The organism is Bartonella rattaustraliani AUST/NH4, from assembly GCF_000312565.1.
Taxonomy (GTDB): Bacteria; Pseudomonadota; Alphaproteobacteria; order Rhizobiales; family Rhizobiaceae; genus Bartonella; species Bartonella rattaustraliani.
Window position 1 is genome coordinate 78,805 of sequence record NZ_CALW02000061.1, and the last position, 19,050, is coordinate 97,854.

Annotated in this window: 12 protein-coding genes and 1 pseudogene; 3 read left to right on the forward strand and 10 right to left on the reverse strand. The window is 36.7% G+C overall.

What is annotated here, in order from left to right; genetic code table 11:
* Positions 1-476 precede the first annotated feature (476 nt).
* Positions 477-1,322, forward strand: a complete 846-nt coding sequence (locus BN67_RS08715) for an outer membrane protein (RefSeq protein WP_019223727.1) — start codon at positions 477-479, stop codon at positions 1,320-1,322.
* 70 nt (positions 1,323-1,392) lie between these two features.
* On the opposite strand, the pseudogene BN67_RS15005 reads toward BN67_RS08715, so the two are convergent.
* Positions 1,393-1,614, reverse strand: a pseudogene (locus BN67_RS15005) (Arm DNA-binding domain-containing protein); the annotation flags it as partial.
* Between the two features lie 662 nt (positions 1,615-2,276).
* On the opposite strand from BN67_RS15005, the gene BN67_RS08725 reads away from it, so the two are divergent.
* Positions 2,277-2,801, forward strand: a complete 525-nt coding sequence (locus BN67_RS08725) for a methylated-DNA--[protein]-cysteine S-methyltransferase (RefSeq protein ID WP_019223729.1) — start codon at positions 2,277-2,279, stop codon at positions 2,799-2,801.
* Between the two features lie 7 nt (positions 2,802-2,808).
* Here BN67_RS08725 and BN67_RS08730 read toward each other — a convergent pair whose 3' ends face one another.
* The 9 genes from BN67_RS08730 to thiC form a co-directional block, all read right to left on the reverse strand.
* A complete protein-coding gene (locus tag BN67_RS08730) occupies positions 2,809-5,118 on the reverse strand; it encodes a sensor histidine kinase (RefSeq protein WP_019223730.1) in 2,310 nt (769 codons plus the stop codon).
* A gap of 267 nt (positions 5,119-5,385) precedes the next feature.
* A complete protein-coding gene (gene pepN / locus BN67_RS08735) occupies positions 5,386-8,013 on the reverse strand; it encodes an aminopeptidase N (RefSeq protein ID WP_019223731.1) in 2,628 nt (875 codons plus the stop codon).
* A 78-nt stretch (positions 8,014-8,091) separates the two neighbouring features.
* Positions 8,092-8,940: a uracil-DNA glycosylase gene (locus tag BN67_RS08740; protein ID WP_019223732.1), complete on the reverse strand. Its 849-nt coding sequence runs from the start codon at positions 8,938-8,940 to the stop codon at positions 8,092-8,094.
* 426 nt (positions 8,941-9,366) lie between these two features.
* A complete protein-coding gene (locus tag BN67_RS08745) occupies positions 9,367-10,125 on the reverse strand; it encodes a hydroxymethylpyrimidine/phosphomethylpyrimidine kinase (protein ID WP_019223733.1) in 759 nt (252 codons plus the stop codon).
* Positions 10,116-10,721, reverse strand: coding sequence for a thiamine phosphate synthase (locus BN67_RS08750; protein ID WP_019223734.1), 606 nt, complete (start codon positions 10,719-10,721; stop codon positions 10,116-10,118). Before BN67_RS08750 ends, BN67_RS08745 begins: the two co-directional genes overlap by 10 nt.
* On the reverse strand, positions 10,718-11,491 hold the full coding sequence (locus tag BN67_RS08755; protein WP_026088251.1) for a thiazole synthase: 774 nt from the start codon (positions 11,489-11,491) through the stop codon (positions 10,718-10,720). The genes BN67_RS08750 and BN67_RS08755 overlap by 4 nt, the downstream gene beginning before the upstream one ends.
* Before the next feature lie 4 nt (positions 11,492-11,495).
* A complete protein-coding gene (thiS, locus tag BN67_RS08760; RefSeq protein ID WP_019223736.1) occupies positions 11,496-11,693 on the reverse strand; it encodes a sulfur carrier protein ThiS in 198 nt (65 codons plus the stop codon).
* Between the two features lie 3 nt (positions 11,694-11,696).
* Complete coding sequence (locus BN67_RS08765) at positions 11,697-12,647, reverse strand: FAD-dependent oxidoreductase (protein ID WP_019223737.1); 951 nt, start codon at positions 12,645-12,647, stop codon at positions 11,697-11,699.
* Positions 12,644-14,479 carry a phosphomethylpyrimidine synthase ThiC gene (gene thiC, locus BN67_RS08770; protein WP_019223738.1) on the reverse strand — a complete coding sequence of 612 codons (1,836 nt, stop codon included), beginning with the start codon at positions 14,477-14,479 and terminating at the stop codon, positions 12,644-12,646. Before thiC ends, BN67_RS08765 begins: the two co-directional genes overlap by 4 nt.
* Before the next feature lie 2,017 nt (positions 14,480-16,496).
* Between thiC and BN67_RS08780 the strand changes: the two genes are divergently transcribed.
* Positions 16,497-17,471: a phage tail protein gene (locus BN67_RS08780; protein ID WP_019223740.1), complete on the forward strand. Its 975-nt coding sequence runs from the start codon at positions 16,497-16,499 to the stop codon at positions 17,469-17,471.
* Positions 17,472-19,050: the final 1,579 nt, after the last annotated feature.

A 19,050-nucleotide genomic window follows, 5' to 3' on the forward strand; every position in this document is an offset into this window, starting at 1 on the left:
CATTTTGAGAAAATAAATGAGCATACATTTGTTTTGTCTTAAATTTCGAAGAAGTCGAGTCATTTTTCAAAAAATAAAAGAAGATTGAAAAGAAAAACGAATGAAGAAATGATGAAGGCATTTTAGATATGAGTTAGAAAATTAAAATGCGTTTTTCCCCTGCTTTAGTAAATGATAGTGCTTACAATTTTTTCAGTGAATGCATACGATAATACAATATATCTCGTTTATAGAGACGCGTATATTAAATTACAAATTTATACATAAGTAATTTATTGTAAATTATTTATAGTTAATAATAGTAAAAGTATTAAAATTTATAAATGTTTATTATATGTAAAATGATATTAAAAAAATAATTTTTATATTTTATAATATTGTTTTATTTTTATAAGTGTATCATTTTTACTATAGATTTTTAAAAAAAATATGAAAAATCCACCTGTTATGTGTCAAATATCTTTTAGGTGATAATTATGATTACAAAATACTTGATAACAGCATCTATTTTTTCTTTAACTTTAGTTTCTACAGTACAGGCAGCGGATGTTATTCTACCAGAACAGCCGATGCCCGTTGTTTCTACTCCTGCTTTTTCTTGGATGGGGCTTTATCTTGGGGGCAAAATTGGTGGCTTTTCAAGTAAAACGAGTGCGAGTTATTTAGCAGATGAGAAGACAGAGAGATGGAGTCCAGTTAAAAAAGAATTTTTACCTAAACTTTCTGGTTTTATTGGTGGTGTTTATGCAGGTTCCAATATTGATATCGACAATGGTTTTATTGTAGGTATTGAAACGGATATAATGTGGTCTAATAAAAAAGATACAAAAATTATTAGTTCATCGGAATTTAAATCGAGCATAGTGCCTGCAGGCAGTGTTGATGGAATAAGTCGCTCTAGCGAATTACGAGAGGAAGCTTTGGCGGAGGCTGTTAAAAGTGTAAATTATACTTTAAAACGAAAATGGTTTGGTGCTACTCGGGTACGAGTCGGTTTTTCTTTTGATCGTTTTATGCCTTATGTTGCAGGAGGTATTGCTTATACGCAACTTCGCAATATTCTTGAAAAGGGGAAAGAGACGAGTATAGCACGGAAAGCATCTGAGGAAGCAGTTGATTTTTCTGACTGGTTGCATGATGAAAAAAAAACAATGGTTGGTTACACCTTTGGAGGCGGTGTTGATTTTGCAATGAGTGACAATATTATTTTGCGTGCAGAATATCGTTACTCAGATTTTGGTAAGAAGAAATTCCTCTATGATAAAGTTGAAATGAATTATAAAACGAATGAGTTCCAGGTTGGTGTCGCTTATAAATTTTAATTTTTAAAGAGTTAATTCCTTAAAAGCCCCATTTAAATGGGGCTTTTATCATTTTCAATTATGTGTGTTGCAAAACGGAACGCCATTGCGTTTCATATTTATGGATTTGTTTTAAAGAGATTTTTCTTGGTGTCCCTAAGTTCATTTCTCGTCGGCGTCGATGAATTGTATAACGATAAAGCCATTAAGCACCACCATCTTTACGTTTATAAAGATGTAAGCCAGCACGATCACTCTATTTACCAGTTGGTGTTGCGACAGATTTTGCATTAAGGTGGTTCATGAGAGGCATTTTTTCTTCTTCCTTTATAATTTTTATTCTTATATTCATTCTGCTGATCGTGTAAAGCTACGTGAAGAAAATTGATTCAACATAAAGAGGTTTGAAATAAGGGGATCTTACAATAGTCGAGGTTATGTTTTAAGGTGAATAATAATAAATAATCGTTATAAATCAACGCATTGTAGTAAATTAAGTTTGAAAGAAAATTCATAAATATAAAGCTGTAAAAAATTCTTTTTGGATGTTTTTTATTGAGGATATTTTGTAACAAGCTGATGCTGATCATGCAGAATATTTTTTAAACACGGCATATAAAAAGGCATTTGGAGAATTTATATTGGAGAGTTTTTTTCTTGTCCCGTAGAGTAGAGTTTGATATCTTTTTATTAAAAGAGAAATAATTTTAAAAGCTTTAAGAGATAGTATTACTGAGATTTGTTCTCATATACTTTAAGAGTGTTATTATTGGGTTTTTATAGTCATGAGGTTTCAAGCATAAAAGAGAGATCGGGTTTTTAAAGTTGTTCTCTTTATATCATAAACGGTGAGAGTGCGATTTTGAGTTAATGCTTAAGAAGATAATTTTAAGGTCATTATGTTTTGTAAAGAGAGTAATGCAAAAGTTTCCTCTTTTAGAGTGTTCAAAAATTTTTAAGAATTAAAAAGTCAAAATGCCGAACATTTCTCAAAAAAGAATATTCTGTCTAAAAAACGTTTCAATAGGAGGACTTTTGATAGCAAAGTCTCACAAAGGGATTTGTAATGTAGCATTGGGAGACACGACAGAACAGTTATTACAGGAATTTACAAGACGCTTTGAGAATGTACAACACGTAGTGGATGACAATCTATTCAAAAGAGAAGTTGCTCATATTGTTGCGATGATAGAAACACCTCAATTGGTAGGAAAGCATGATTTCCCCTTAGATATAAATGCTACAGCGTTTCAGAAGAAAGTGTGGGCGTTTTTATGTGAAGTGCCATGTGGAGAAACAATTTCATATAAAGCATTGGCACAACGTATTGGTATCTCCAATGCTTTTCGTGCTGTTGCGAATGCATGTGCACATAATGAATTGGCATTAATTATTCCTTGTCATCGTGTTGTGCGAAAGGATGGATTAATTTCTGGGTACCGTTGGGGAGTGAAGCGAAAACAGATTTTGTTAGAACGAGAACAAAAGAGGACAATTTAAACGGGGGTTAGCTTTGTTGAATTGGCATTGTAATGGTTACAGTTGTTCCTTTCATCTCTTTAGAAATAATTTCAAGTTTCCCTTTGTGTAGTTCCAGCAAGGAGCGTGAAATAGCTAATCCAAGTCCCGACCCAGTGTGTGTTTTCGTGAGTTGATTTTCAACTTGTTCAAAAGGTTGTCCAAGTTTTTGAATGGCTGATTGGGGGATACCTACTCCTGTATCTTTAATTTTACAAATAAGGTTACTTTTTTTCCTAAAAGCACAGATATCAATACTTCCGCCAGAAGGTGTGAATTTAACAGCATTGGAGATAAGATTAAGAAAAATCTGCTTCATAGCACGGCCATCAATCTCTGCGTGCAGTTCCGGAGCAATATTTGTTGTAACAAAAATATTTTTTTCCTGAGCTTGTGGCATAAGTGTGCGTACTGCTTCACTCATGATAGGTTCAAGATCAGTATTTTTACAATCAAGGGTAAATCTTCCAGCTTCGATCTTGGACATATCAAGGATATCATTGATAAGAGTAAGAAGATGGGTTCCTGAATTGTAAATATCATGCATATATTCTTTATAGCGTTGCGAGCCAAGAGGACCAAAGGTAGATTGCAACATAATATCTGAAAAGCCAAGAATGGCATTCAGTGGAGTACGCAATTCATGCGACATATTGGCTAAAAATTCTGATTTGGCTTTGTTAGCACTTTCAGCGCGCTCTTTTTCCGCTTTTAGACTGATATTCAGTTTTTCAACTTCTGTTGCACGTTGTTGCGCATTTCCTCGAGCGCGTTTGAGTTCTTGAATAAAAGAAAAGAGACGCCTTTCACTGTCTTCAAATTTTTCTTGTTGTTGTTTCAACTCTGAAATATCAGTACCGATACAAACAAGCCCTCCGTCTTGAGTGCGCCGTTCATTAATTTTGAGCCAAGAACCATCTGCCATTTGGCGAATACTGGTCATGTTACCAGTGCCATCATCTTTGAGTAGATATTCATTGATTGCAGGGCGTGCCATAGATTCGACGGTTGCACGTTGGATACCTGACTGTAGAGCACGTTTAGGGATAGCTGCATATTCGCAAAATTTGCTGTTGGACATGACGAGGCGTTCTGCTGAATCCCATAATACAAAAGATTCTGAAATATTTTCAATAGCATCGCGGATACGAAGATCGGCTTGTGCTGTTTCTTCGGCAAGTTGATGTTGTTCACTAATATCGAAGGCAATACCAACCAAATGAGGTTCTTCTTCATCCGTCACTTCAGCACGAATGCGCATCCACACATAATGACCATCAGCATGACGCATGGGAACATTAATATCAATATGCTTTTTTTTGCCACTCATTAATTCTTGTGCAAGATCAAAAAAATCAGCATCATTCGGGCTAATAATGGCTGTAATTTGTGAAATTGAAAGTAGGGACTCTTGGGGGACATAACCAAGCATTTCATAAATGGCTTGCGACCAATAAACACGTCCGCTTGCCATATTCCAATCCCACAATCCACAGCGTCCACGCATCATTGCCATATCAATGCGGTTTTGAATTTTTTCTGAGATAAGATCCGTTTTGCGTGCTCGTACAATTTGACTGTAATAAGCATAGAGGAGCGCTAGGATAACACCGGCAGTCGCTATGAACAGGGTTATGTTTAATGAGGAAATTTTCCGCCATTCCATATAGGTATGTTGCGTTTTTTCGCTGATAAAGACACCATATTGTTGATTTTGTGTTTGCTGAAATGAAGCGAGAGCAGGGACTTTACCACTCATTGTAATTTTCATGATTCCAGCATGTTGTTCGAAAGATTGTAAAGAAAGATTTTTAGAGGTAGAATCTTGTAAGGGTTTTCCTAAAGCAATTTCTGGACTGGACGAGGCGAGAACATTTCCTTTTTGATCTACTATAGCAATGACAGTGCTTAGCGCAATAAGCCCTTGATTATGAAAATTAGTAAGCATATCCTGCAACTGATTGTGAGAAAGAGCTGCGGATTTTCCTTTCTGAGTCATCTGATCAATTGTGTTGACAAGATGGGAAGATAAAAGAGTGATAGTAGAACGTGTATTTTTATCAATCACATTTCGCCAATCATAGATTGAGACGGAATGCATTGCTGCTAACACAATGAGAAATGCAATGACGACCAGTGGAACAGAACGGCGTAACCAAGGTTCAATACAGAGAATCTTTTTATAGGCTGAACCAGAAAGAAAATTGATATATCCACTTCGCGCTTTAGGATTTTGAGCGCTTGATTTTTGATCGGCATATATCTTTGTCGGCGCATTATATGCGTCCAGTTTAGCCATTTCTCGTTCCTTTAATGTATTCTAAAACCTGCTTTGCTCTTTAATTGATGACCTCATAGGGTGCAATGAATCAAAACAGGAGTCTTCTGTCTAGTCTTTTTTTAGAAAAAATAATTTTACTTTTATGAAAATGGAGTGTGAAAATAACAGGGAACCATAATATGGCCTACAAACAGGTTTATAATCCGTTTGTAGGCTTGTGATTATCAAATATCTTTTTTCTCAAATGATATTAATAACACACTGATTTAAAATGTTTTTTCATCATTACGAAAGAAGACGATTGATGATATCGGCAACATCACTTGACAATTTGGGAGCTGCTACAATTGTTTTTAATGCAGCTTCAAATTTTTGTTGACGAAGAGGTTCTAATTGTCGCCAAGAGCGTGTCATTGTTAATAAACGTGCGGCAAGCTGTGGGTTTTTTTTGTCAATTTCCAAAATGATTTGGCAAAGAAAATCATAGGATGCACCATCCGCTCTGTTAAAACCAGTGAGATTGTTAGAAGCAAAGACACCAATCAAAGAGCGTACACGGTTGGGGTTGTCTTTTGAAAAAAGCGGATGTTGTGTGAGTTTTTGAACGTGATCAAGTGTTGATGCCCCTGCAACCATTGCTTGAATGGAAAACCATTTATCCATAACTAAAGGATCATGGTGATACCGGTTTTCAAAATCATTTAAAGCATTTTGTGCCTGCTCACTTTTGTTAAAATGCCGCACTAAAACAGTGATACTGGCCATACGATCAGTCATATTATCAGCTGTTGCATATTGTGCGGCAGCACGGTCTGGTTGGGCTTCAGCAAGTGAAAGATAGTTTAGCATCATATTCCGTAATGCGCGTTTTCCTGCCTGCTCAGTATTTGGTAAATAAGGGTCTTGTATTTGCATTTGCGCATAAAGTTTCGTGAAGAATTCTTGATGCTGACGTGCAAGAGAGATTAAAAACTGATTGCGGACATGGTGGATACGATCTGGATCAATATTTTTACCAATTGTATGCGCAAGCTCAATCTCGCTTGGTAGACTTAAACAAAAAGCGCGAAACTCTGGTTCAAGACTTTCATCTTTAAGAATGTTTTCAATAAGTTTTAGCAAAGGAGAGGGTATCTTTTCTTTTTCTTGTGTTGTATCTTGAATAGCTTGAACCAAAGCATGCGTCATTAACTGGTTAAGAGACTGCCAACGGTTAACTTGATTGCTATCATTCTGTGCAAGAAAAGCCAGTTCATCTTCATGGAATGGTGTTTTTAAAATGATAGGTGCAGAGAAGTTTCGCAGTAATGATAAAACAGGTTTTTCGCGGAGACCTTTTAATGTAAAGGTTTGTTTTTCTTTGGATAGGAGCATGACATCTGATTGAATATCTGCGTCAGATTCATAGGTTAGATCTTCTCCATTATGTCCTATGAGACCAAAAGCGATAGGGATAAGCATGGGCTTTTTTGTATTTTGTTGTGGTGTTGCTGGGATATGTTGTTGTGCATGAATCGTTAAAATACCATCACTATACTGGTGGTTAATTTCTACATGGGGTGTACCAGCTTGTTCATACCACAGCATAAATTGTGAAAAATCTTTCTGGGAAACTTCAGCAAAACAGGCGATAAGATCTTCAATTGTACAAGCTTGCCCATCATGGCGTTGAAAATAGAGATCCGTTCCTTTACGAAAGAGAGTAGACCCTAAAATAGTATGCACCATGCGAATAACTTCTGCACCTTTTTCATAAACAGTTGTGGTATAAAAGTTGTTGATTTGGCTATACTGATGCGGGCGTACAGGATGAGCGAGAGGGCCAGAATCTTCAGTAAACTGCACTGCTTTTAAGGTTTTTATGTTTTCAATTCTCTGTAAGCTGCGCACATTTTGATCAGAAGAAAATTCCTGATCACGGTAAACTGTTAAGCCTTCTTTTAAACAGAGCTGAAACCAATCTCTGCAAGTAATACGATTACCAGTCCAATTGTGGAAATATTCATGGGCAATGACACGTTCGATGTTTCTATAATCAAGATCGGTTGCAGTTTCAGGATCTGCCAAGATATATTTATCATTAAAGACATTAAGCCCTTTGTTTTCCATGGCACCCATATTAAAATCGGAAACCGCAACAATATTAAAAACATCAAGATCATATTCACGACCGAAATGCTGTTCATCCCAACGCATGGAACGTTTGAGAGCATCCATTGCATAGGTTGCACGCTTGGTTTTTCCTTTTTCCACATAGATACCAAGTTTGATACGTCGACCAGAGACAGTGGTAAAATGGTCTTCTAACTTATCAAGATCTCCACCAACCAAAGCAAAGAGATAAGAGGGCTTGGGATAAGGATCTTTCCAAACCGCAAAGTGGCGATGATTTTCAAGGGTTCCCATTTTCACGAGATTGCCATTAGAAAGCAAGATAGGAATTGTTTGAGAATCTGCTTCAATTTTGACTGTATAGGTAGAAAGAATATCAGGGCGATCGTAAAAGTATGTAATACGACGAAACCCTTCTGATTCACATTGTGTACAATAAACGCCATTTGAAAGATAAAGACCCATGAGTTGACGGTTGCTTTCTGGGTTTACTTCCGTCACCAATTGCAATGTAAAAGGAGCCGCTGGTGGTGTTGGAATTTCTAAGCGTGAAGGCGTGGCTTTATAAGCGTTTTCGGACAATATCTCGCCATTAATTGCAACAGAAATTAATTTAAGATCATCACCAGACAGCACAAGAGGTGCAGAGTCTTTTGTGTTGTGGCGAGGCTCAATAGACAATGTTGCTGTAACAGAGGTTTTTGTTGGAGATAAAGAGAAGTGGAGTTGTGTTTTTGGTATCGTATAAGGGGTTGGTTGGTAGTCTTCTAGGCGATAAACGGGTGTTGCTGATTGTTGCATAATTCCTCCTGTTTGTATTTTAAAAATTAAAGAATTGAAAGAGTTTTTATATTTTAAAGAAAGGATAAGATTAGGAAGTTACAAGAGGTTCTCTAAGCGGTTTTTTACTTCTAAGAAATCCATCCATGTGAGCTTTTTTTGACTAGGCGTTCGAAGAAGGTAAGCGGGATGAAAGGTGGGCATAACAGGTATTTTTATATTGCCTTCTCTTTCATATGTGAGCCATTTTCCTCTTGTTCGGACAATTCCATTTTGAGCACCGGTAAGAAATTGTGTCGCAACACCTCCTAGTGCTATCAGAATACGAGGGCGCGCCAAATAGATTTGCCGTTCAATAAAAGGACGGCATAATGCGACTTCTCTTGGTGTTGGAGTGCGGTTTCCGGGAGGGCGCCAAGGAATAGTATTGGCAATATAAACATTATTTCTTGTCAAACCAATTGATTCAAGAATTTTATTAAGCAACTTACCTGCTTTTCCTACAAACGGAGTTCCTTGTAGATCTTCCTCACGTCCTGGTGCTTCTCCTATAAGCATGAGAGGGCTTCCTGCTGTTCCATCTGAAAAACAGGTGTTTTTTGCTGTCAGTTTTAATGAGCAACCGTTAAATGCGAGGAGAGCAGATTTTAATTCATCCAGAGTATTCGCACTTTTTGCTATTTCTATAGCTGAAGATTCATGTTGCACGCTACCAGAGTGAGGCGGTGGGGGATGACGGAGTTTAACAGTTGGTTGTGGGGGGAGATGATGAGATGGGGGCTGTTGGTGATGAGAAATGTGAACAGTTTTTGTTGGTTTTTTCTCTAAGAGTACAGATTGATGAAAGCGATCAACGGGTAAATCTGTCAGAGCAGCATCCACTCCACTTTCTTTATAAAAGTTTAGAAGTTCTTCATATGATATTTCGTATGGTGTTTGATTTAACATCTTATTCTTCTGTTGATCCATTTAACTATGAATAGACCAGACGATATTATCTTTCAAGTTTTGTGCTATATTTTTGAGCACTTTTATAGAGGCAATGGTAATAACTTCTTTCTCGTTTAACAAGAAAAAAGCTGTAAAATAGGGTTGTTTTAAGTTTTATCGTATGCTTATTATTCTATAATAAATAATTATGTAGTAAATATAAATTATAGTTGTTATAAATTGTATTTATATTTTACGTAATAGAGATATATTTTAATTTATAAATGTTTATTTTATTTAAAAAAAGTAAAAATATTTTTTTACTATAAAAATCATGTTTTTATTTAAAAATATATTTATAATAAATTTTAAAGATACTTTTCAAGGTAAATGATAACAGAGAAAAAATGCTTTAAATATAAGATGACGATCATGATCACGTTCTTAAGAAAGATTTTGATTATGTTTTAAAAGCAAGGTGTGAATATATGTTTTTGCATTTTTTACTGCTTGAATCATAGGTTCATTTAACGCCAAATGTGCTGCAATAGCACTTGAAAGAATACAACCAGTTCCACGCATTGTTCCTGTTAAGCGTGGAGTAGAAATATTTATGATTCCAGTTTTATCAATGAAGCTATCGGTTGCAAGAGGACCATCTGCATGCCCACCTTTTATTAAGAGAGAGCGTGGACCAAAAGACAGAACTTTTTGTGCTTGTTGTATGGCTTCTTCATGGTAGGACGCTAATGGACTTTGGCTAAGAATAGCAAGTTCTTCTCTATTGGGTGTTAAAAGATCAACGAGAGGGAGCAGTTTATGAATGATAACTTCTATGGTTTCTTCTGTTGTCAGTTTTCCTCCTGAGGAGGCAACAAGTACGGGATCAAAAATAACTGGGATGTGGGGATATTGTTCTAAGATATGGCAAACTGCTGTTATAATTTCTCGGTTTCCTGTCATGCCAATTTTTATGGCACTTATAGGACTGGCTTCTAAAGCGGTGTGCATTTGTGCGGTGATGAGTTTTTCACGCATAGGAAAAATTTCAGCAACGTGGTTATCATCTTGTACGTTAACACAAGTGACGGCTAAATTTGCTTTTATTTGAAAATATGCTGCTGTTTCTATATCCCGAACAATACCAGCACCCCCTGTTGGATCCGTTCCTGCAACAATCAGAATAGAAGGTGTTAACGCCATGTTTGTGTTACCTTGAGCCATTGTTGGATCCGCTGTTCAGGTTTTTTATGAAGGATAATATCGGTTACAACAGCAACACTATTGGCGCCTGCTTGCAAAACACCAATGGCGCGCTCAGGGGTCAAACCTCCAATTCCCACTAAGGGTAAGGCACCAATGTGTTTTTTCCATTGTTTAACTTTTTCGAGCCCTTGTGGTGTCCATTTCATTTTTTTTAAGATTGTTGGATAAATAGGACCAAGCGCGATATAGTCAGGGCTTACAGATAACGCGATATCCAATTCCTGTTCATCATGGGTACTAAGACCAAATTTTATACTATTTTTACGAACTGCAGGGAGATCAGTATGGCTTAAATCTTCTTGTCCAAGATGAATAAAGTCACATTTTGCGTCAATTGCTATGGACCAATAATCATTAACAATGAATTGTGCCCCCCACTTATCGCAGATATTTTTCGCACGCTTGATATGTTGACGGATTGTTTCTAAATTTTCATTTTTCATACGTAATTGTACAAGTTTGACACCAAGAGGAACCAAACGTTCGATCCAATCCGCATTGTCAACAATGAGATAAAATGGATCTAGTTTCATGAAAATAACGCTTTGCCAATAACTGGTGTTGAAGGGACAGCGACATTGCGTGCTTCGAGCATTCCAGCTTGATATCCCATTCGTCCGGCTTGAATGGCTTGAGAAAATGCTTGCGCCATTAAGACAGGATCACCTGCTTTTGCAACTGCAGTGTTAAGGAGGACAGCATCATAACCAAGCTCCATAGCAACAGCAGCGTGTGAAGGACGCCCAATGCCTGCGTCAATAACAAGTGTAGTTTCGGGAAGGTAAGCGCGAATAGAACGCAATCCATCGGTATGATGAGGACCTTTGGCAGATCCAATAGGCGCACACCAAGGCATAATGACTTGGCACCCAACATCCAAGAGTTTCTCCGCAACAATGAGATCATCTGTTGTATAGGCAAAAACTTTGAAACCTTCATTATTTAAAATTTGTGTGGCTTCAATTAAAGAAAAAACATTTGGTTGTAAGGTATCAGGATTACCAATAATTTCGAGTTTAATCCAAGAGGTTTTAAAAAGGTCTCTTGCAAGTTGTGCTGTTGTAACGGCTTCTTTAACAGTATAACAACCAGCAGTATTGGGGAGCAATGTGATATCAAGTTCTTTAAGGAATTGCCAAAATTGTCCCCCTTGCTTTCCACCTGCGCTTTCTCTGCGCAGGGAGACTGTAACAATTTCTGTCTTTGATTTGTGAATAGCCTCACGAAGGATTGCTGGTGAAGGATATTGAGCCGTACCTAACATAAGACGAGAAGAGAATGGGCGTCCATAAAGATTTAGCATCATTTCAACCTCCTTGCATTGGGCTTAAAATTTCAACTTTGTCTCCTTCATGCAAGCTAAATTGGCTTCGTGCCTCCACAGGAATGACCTCTGCATTAACCGCGGTTGCGAGCCAATTCCCTTCATAACCCAATTCTTCAAGCAATAGACTAAGAGTAGTGGCTTTTGTTTGTATTGTTTCACCATTGACAAATATTTGCATGCTTTACTCCAGTGCTAGTTTCATCGCTCGTTTTGCCATTTCTGGAGATAAAAGAAAACCATGTCTGTAAAATCCATTTATAAAAATATGATTATCATGTTTGTATACAGAAGGGAAGTTATCAGGATAGCATGGTCGAATCCCAACACCGGATTCAATAATTTCTGCCTCAGAAAAAGCGGGATGCAAGGTATAAGCAGCATTAAGCAATTCCATCATGGATCTCACAGAAATAGCACCATCAAAATTATTTTCAATCATTGTTGCGCCAATCATAAAAATATTATTTTCTCGAGGGACAATGTAGAGAGGAAACCGTGGATGGAGAAGACGAACGGGACGAAAGATTTTAATATCTGTGCTGTGTAGAAGAAGCATTTCACCGCGCACACCTCGTATATTTTTGTCTTTTCCTAAACGTGCTATTCCTGTTGCATCAATAATAATATCAAAATTTTTTTCAGATATTCCCACATCAACAAAACATGCACCATTCTTTATAAGAGTTTCTTTTAAAGAGATTAGTGCTTTGCGGGGATCAATATGCGCTTCATTTTTGTAAAAGAGTGCACGGTTGAAACGATCAGCAAGATCCGGTTCAAGATGCGCTATTTCTGCACTATTTACAGTTTTGTGATGATGTGTACGCATTGCAAATCGTTCAAGCTCTACCCTATCCCGCATAGGGGCGACGACTAAAGTTCCCTTTTCTGTGACAAGATCGGGAAGTGTTTTGCGCCACCACTCTATGGCTTTTATGCCAAGATCTTCAACAATTTGTTCAGTACTTTCTCTTTCACAGTAAGGTGCTAGCATGCCTCCTGCATACCAACTAGCAGTTCCTATAGGAGAATGAGGGGGAGAGGATACAGTAACAGGAATGCCTTTTTGTTGTAGCATAACGGCAACTGTTAATCCCCCTACACCTGCACCTTTGATAAGAATGCTCTTCAATTATTTGCTCTCTTTCTTTGAGTAGGAGTAACATCGACATAAAGATCGCCATTTTTTTGATATTTTTCAGCCATGGCAATCATCCCTTCCTCTTTTGTTTTTTGCATTGTTGCTGTTTCACGAATATCATGGGAAATTCGCATAGAACAGAATTTTGGTCCACACATGGAACAAAAATGTACCAGTTTATGCGCTTCTTTAGGCAATGTTTCATCATGCAGGGTCCGCGCTGTTTCTGGATCAAGAGAAAGGTTGAATTGATCATACCATCGAAAATCAAATCGTGCACGTGAGAGAGCATTATCGCGCAATTGCGCTCTTGGCAAACCTTTCGCAAGATCAGCAGCATGGGCAGCAATTTTATAAGTAATGACACCAGTTTTAACATCATTTTTATCAGGAAGCCCGAGATGTTCTTTAGGCGTTACATAACAGAGCATAGCAGTGCCAAACCACCCAATCATAGCAGCACCAATTGCTGAGGTAATATGGTCATAACCAGGCGCAATGTCAGTGGTAAGAGGTCCCAAAGTATAAAAGGGTGCTTCATGACACAGATCTAATTGTTGGTCCATATTTTCTTTAATTTTATGCATTGGGACATGCCCAGGTCCTTCAATCATAACTTGTACATCTTTTTCCCAAGCAATTTTTGTTAACTCTCCTAAAGTCTTAAGTTCAGCAAATTGCGCTTCATCATTCGCATCGGCAATAGAGCCAGGACGCAGCCCATCTCCTAGTGAAAGAGAAATGTCATAGGTGCGTGCGATATCACAAATTTCGTCAAAATGTTCATAGAGAAAACTTTCTTTGTGGTGATGTAAACACCACTTTGCCATAATTGACCCACCCCGTGAGACGATACCTGTCACACGGTCAATGGTTAGAGGAATAAATGGTAATCTTAATCCCGCATGAATGGTGAAATAATCAACACCTTGTTCTGCTTGTTCGATAAGGGTATCGCGGAAAATATCCCATGTTAAATTTTCAGCAATACCTTGTGCTTTTTCGAGTGCTTGATAAAGAGGGACAGTTCCGATTGGAACCGGAGAGTTTCTAATAATCCACTCACGAATATTGTGAATATTTCGCCCTGTTGAGAGATCCATCACTGTATCAGCACCCCAACGAATAGCCCAAACCATTTTATCTACTTCTTCTGCCATAGAGGACGTCACCGCTGAATTGCCAATATTAGCATTAATCTTAACACGAAAATTGCGTCCAATAATCATTGGTTCGCATTCTGGATGATTAATATTTTGGGGAATAATGGCGCGGCCACAGGCAATTTCATTGCGAACAAATTCTGCAGTATAAATTTCTGGTATTGATCCATCAAATGCTTTGCTTGATTGTACTTTTGGGAGGTCTTGTATTGCTAATCCTTCATTTTCTCGTATAGCGACATATTCCATTTCTTCGGTGATAATGCCTGCACGTGCATACGCCATTTGTGTAACTGCTTTGCCATTTTTTGCGCGCAAAACAGGACGTTTTTTTTCAAAAGTTGGTGTCAGGGTTTTATCATGGGTTAAGCCATTGTCTTCAGGTTTGACGGGACGTGCCGGATAAGATTCCGTATCAGCACGCTTTGAAAGCCAAGGTGTGCTAATTTCTGGTAATCCTTTTGTAATATCAATGGTCGTATTTTGATCGGTATAGGGACCAGAAGTATCGTAAACATTTAAAGGTTTTTCATTGCTGCTATTGGTCAATGAAATTTCACGCAATGGTACGCGTACATCAGAAAAAACAGGGCTTTGCTGATAAATTTTTTGCGAGGCGGGAAGGGGACTGCTACTGATTGACGGAGTATTTTTTTGCACAAACTTTCTCCTTATAAACAAATAATCCAAAAACAGATTGTTATATTAACGAGGAGGTATTCAAATGATCAATCATGGGCGCTTTAGTGAAGGAGTACAATGCAACCATTACAGTTACAGCAAGAAGCTCTGTGATAAAGCGCAAGAAATTTTATTTTGAAAAAATCAATGCAATATTTCTAACCATATTTGCACGATACCCCCACTTAAAACATTTTCGTTAGTGTGAACATGGTTGGCATAAATATCTCTATTGTCAATCACAAAAATATGTTTTTAACGATTTTGTATATCTTTAGAAATAAAAAGAGGTTTTACAACTCAGAAAATGACGACAATATTGGGAAAATCTTCATAAAACAATAAAAGTTAATATAAAGGGCGATTTCAAAAATTTTTATGATTGCGATTTTTAGGAATAATTATTCCCTATTTTTACAGCACTTTCTCGTTTATGCAAATCTTCATCTTCAGTATTTTTTGTATAAAAATGTCATGTTATTTTGAGCTAAAAACTTCTTGGAGCTTAAGAAGAGGGAGGAAACTAGGAATGTTTCATGGCTCATTTTTTACCATTTTACCCTTCCTCATTTATATGGAATAATGTGATTTTCTGATGTATCACAGAAAAAGGCAATCTAAACAAAGTGCAATTTTAGCAAAGTAGAATGATCTTTAAATAGAGAAAGGGATTACCTTTAAAAGAGAAAATAAGATAAAGCAACCAAGATATAGATTATGGGTAAAATGCGAAGAGGATTCATTCATCAATGAGCACTAGAAATATACGAGCATATGAATATGACCGATATAAGATACAAAAGTAGGGTGTTTGGATTTGTTGAGAGCCCCTATTTGAAAAAGTAAGCTATAAAATATCAGGATGCTTTTTTGTAAGTTGATGACTTTATGTGTAAACCATGGAGTGATTGGCGATGGAAAGAAAAATGCTAACAATTGCTGAAGTTGCTCAAAAGGCTTTATTGCTCTTGCAAAAAAACTCGACATATAATAAAATAAGCAAGAAGGGCATTTATGCTCACAGAGAGATGGCAAAAGGGTGGGGTATCTTTCAAATGCCGGTGGTGTAAGCCTCCTTTAGGAGTGGGGCATCGTTTCCTCTATCACCAATATATAAATTGGTACATTTTTCAAGTTTAATAAAGATGGTATTAAGTCTTGAGTATTTTATGTGCATTGTTCTTAATTGAATGAAAATGCGGGGGGATTTGTATGTTAAATCTATTCTTTGTTGTCTTTTAGATTGAAAATAACAAGCCTTTGACAAGGGCGTTGGTATTGAGGGGCGTTGGTATTGATTGAGTAGGAAATATTTTCAGAAACAAATTTCATGACACAAGATATGTGGGGGCAGATAAAATACGGTAGATTATGCAAAAAGCCTATAAACCCAGCAGATTTTAACTTTCATGATAAAACCTTAATATTGCAAAAAATGAGCAGCAGTTATAAAAAATGAAGATAAAGAAAAACAATTGATAAAAATTTGCAACCAAAAATTTAAAAATTGAAGTGATTTTGCAGAGAAGTAAAACATAATATTTATGCTATAAAATATGGCAAATGGGGCAGCTTAAAGTGTCAAAAAATAGAGTGTTTGCCCACTTGGTAAAACATATGAGCAGTCTTATAGGCTCAAAAATGACATTGAACAGTACTACGCACTAAAGCGACAAGCAAATCTCATGATCAATATTGATGAAATTTTTCAATAAAACGAAAAGTTTCTCAAGAGAGAGACAATCACAGCAGGGTAATAAGGGGCAGGTGATGTGAGATGAAGGAATGACCTTATTAGAGAAGGCAGTGATGCTGGTTTTATGAGAAATAAGGTGTGGTCATTTTCGTTTATTTAAAGAGGAGGAATGAGAAAGAAGGAAAATAAGTTAGTATGGGGGTACAGCAGCAAATGATGTATCAACTAATGGTGATGGAGTGATGCACTTTGGTGCGTAGAAATGATGAAATGAATGATTGAGTAGAACGGGGGATTATAATGTCTAATATTTACGATTGGTCACTAAAGGCTGATGAAAACGCTAATTCGGATAATATTATTAATTGGGCAGAAGGGCAGCCACCGAGTTCTGTTAATGATAGTGCGCGGGCGATGATGCAGCGTGTACGTGAATATCTTGCAGATAGTGGTGGTTCGATTAATGCGAACTTTACGGTGAATGCGGAAGATAAAACAACACGCATAACATTAAAGATAGCATCACCCATAGCACAATACAATAATGATCTTATCATACGTTTTAAGTCTTGTGGCGTGAATATTGGTACAACGACAGTAACGGTGAATAACATAGGGGAGAGACCTATCTATAAGGCAACGGATGCAGGTGTTATGCCATTAGAAGGTGGTGAAATACAAACAGATGGTATTTACGAAATGGTATATCATCACGATTTTTCAATGAAAGATCGTGATGGCTGGTATTTATTAAATCCAACACCACAAAAAGTAGAAAGTTTTCCAGCTGGATTCATTGCTACATTTGCCATGCAGACAGTGCCAAGCGGTTGGATTTTATGTGATGGCGCTACCTATAAGCGTACAGATTATCCGCAATTATTTCAGGCAATAGGTGATAAATGGGGAAAAGAGAGTGATACAACTTTCAAAGTTCCTGATTTTAGAGGGATGTTTTTACGCGGCTTTGATGGTGGTCGCGGCTTAGATTCAGAAAGAAAGTTTGCAGAAGAACAAAAAGACAGCATAAAATCGCATACACATGTTGGTACCATTGAAAATGCGGGGACACATATACACAAGATTAATTACCTTAGCTTAGAGCGAATTCCACATGGGGGGTTGGGGGGGCAAGGTGCTTCTCTTGATCATATGAAAAAATCAAGGACAACGGAATTTGCAGGCGAGCATACGCATAAGATAACTCTCTCTTCAACGGGCGGAGCAGAAACACGACCTGTAAATGTAACGGTTGTTTATGCCATAAAGTCATGAAAACTATCGGATGACAAATAGTTATCATTGTTGACGCGGAGTAAATCCGCGTTATCATATCATAAATAATTTATATACTCTTAAAATGAAGATATCGGGGAGTATGAAAATGATATGAAGATGATTTTTCGGTCAGTAACTTTAAATGACTGTAGGGATGAGGGGGGAACTTATAACGAAAAACAGGAGAAAGTTTTTTCTTTCACAGCTATGACTGTGTGGAGTTGCAAAGATCATTGAAAAAAGGTCATTGGAAATTAAGCGGAAATTAAGCGCTAAAGGGCACAAATCAGAGTGCGTCTTTTGTCTGCATGTTTTTTAGTTTTGCAGTCTCATAAATTTCTCCCTCAGATGACAGCCTCATCAATCTTAGCGTGATGATTCCATCACGGCATTTTTATAAGTCATGTAAATTTATTGAGTGCTTTCAGATACTTTATATCATTATGAATATATAACCACTACCAATTGGAATGTTACAATAAATGCACTGCCATAAATTCAAGCATATCACCCGATCTAACTTTACAATCATGCTTTCTCAAATTTTGTTGGTGGGTTTGTTTTTATCTTGGAAAATTTTCTCATGCTATAAGTTGTATCAATATGGCGATAGCCTTTGCATGAAGGCGGTTTATGAGAGGCATTTTTTCCTTTCTTTTATAATTTTACCCAAATGCCCAGTCCCACTGATAGTGTAAAGCCAAATGAACAAAATTGATTCAACATAAAGTGGTTTGAAATAAAATAATCTTATGGATATTCGGGGTTTTGATTCAAGCTAAACAACGATAAATAATCATTATAAATCAATATGTGCTTTAACAAAGAGATTGCCTTGTTTATTAATGCATATTTTTTGTTATACAAAATCTTTTGATATATAAAATCAAGATCTGAACACTATGTTAGAAAGGGCAGCTTTCTGTCTGTGAGTATGGGGTGAATTGTACACACCATTTTCATATTGAGCATGATCATAATATTGAAATTTGGATACATATTGTAAGATAATAAAATACCATTACAACGATAAGAGCGCATAGAGAAATATTGAACAAAGGCACTTTGATTTATAGGAGTACCACTCTTTGCAAACAGTTTGAATACTTTCTGCGTTATTATCTATATGGGAATAATATCAGAGATGGTGGCATTATTAATTTACATATCTATCATCATTAACCTACACAGAATATTAATGATAACGTTATTCTCTTCATAAGTTTTTTAAAATGCGCATTTTATTATAATGCAGAAGTTACTATTTCATAAAATAGAGTAGTGTTTTTTTCATTTCCAATAGTATCCTCTATTTTGGCATTCACACGGTTCAGAGGAGACAATAATTGAACACTTTTTCAAGAAATTGTATTTACAGGATATTTTCTTTTATAATGTGCAAGAACATGCCTTTTTGTTTCGGGATAAGAATGAGAGAGTACTGTCGTATTTGATATTTTTATTCAATATAAAAAATGCTAAATGATGTTTATAAATAAACATGTTAAGAGAAGTTAATTCATTTAAAGCAACTTCTTCTGAAGGAATTCAGATACTTTATCATATTGCTTAATTT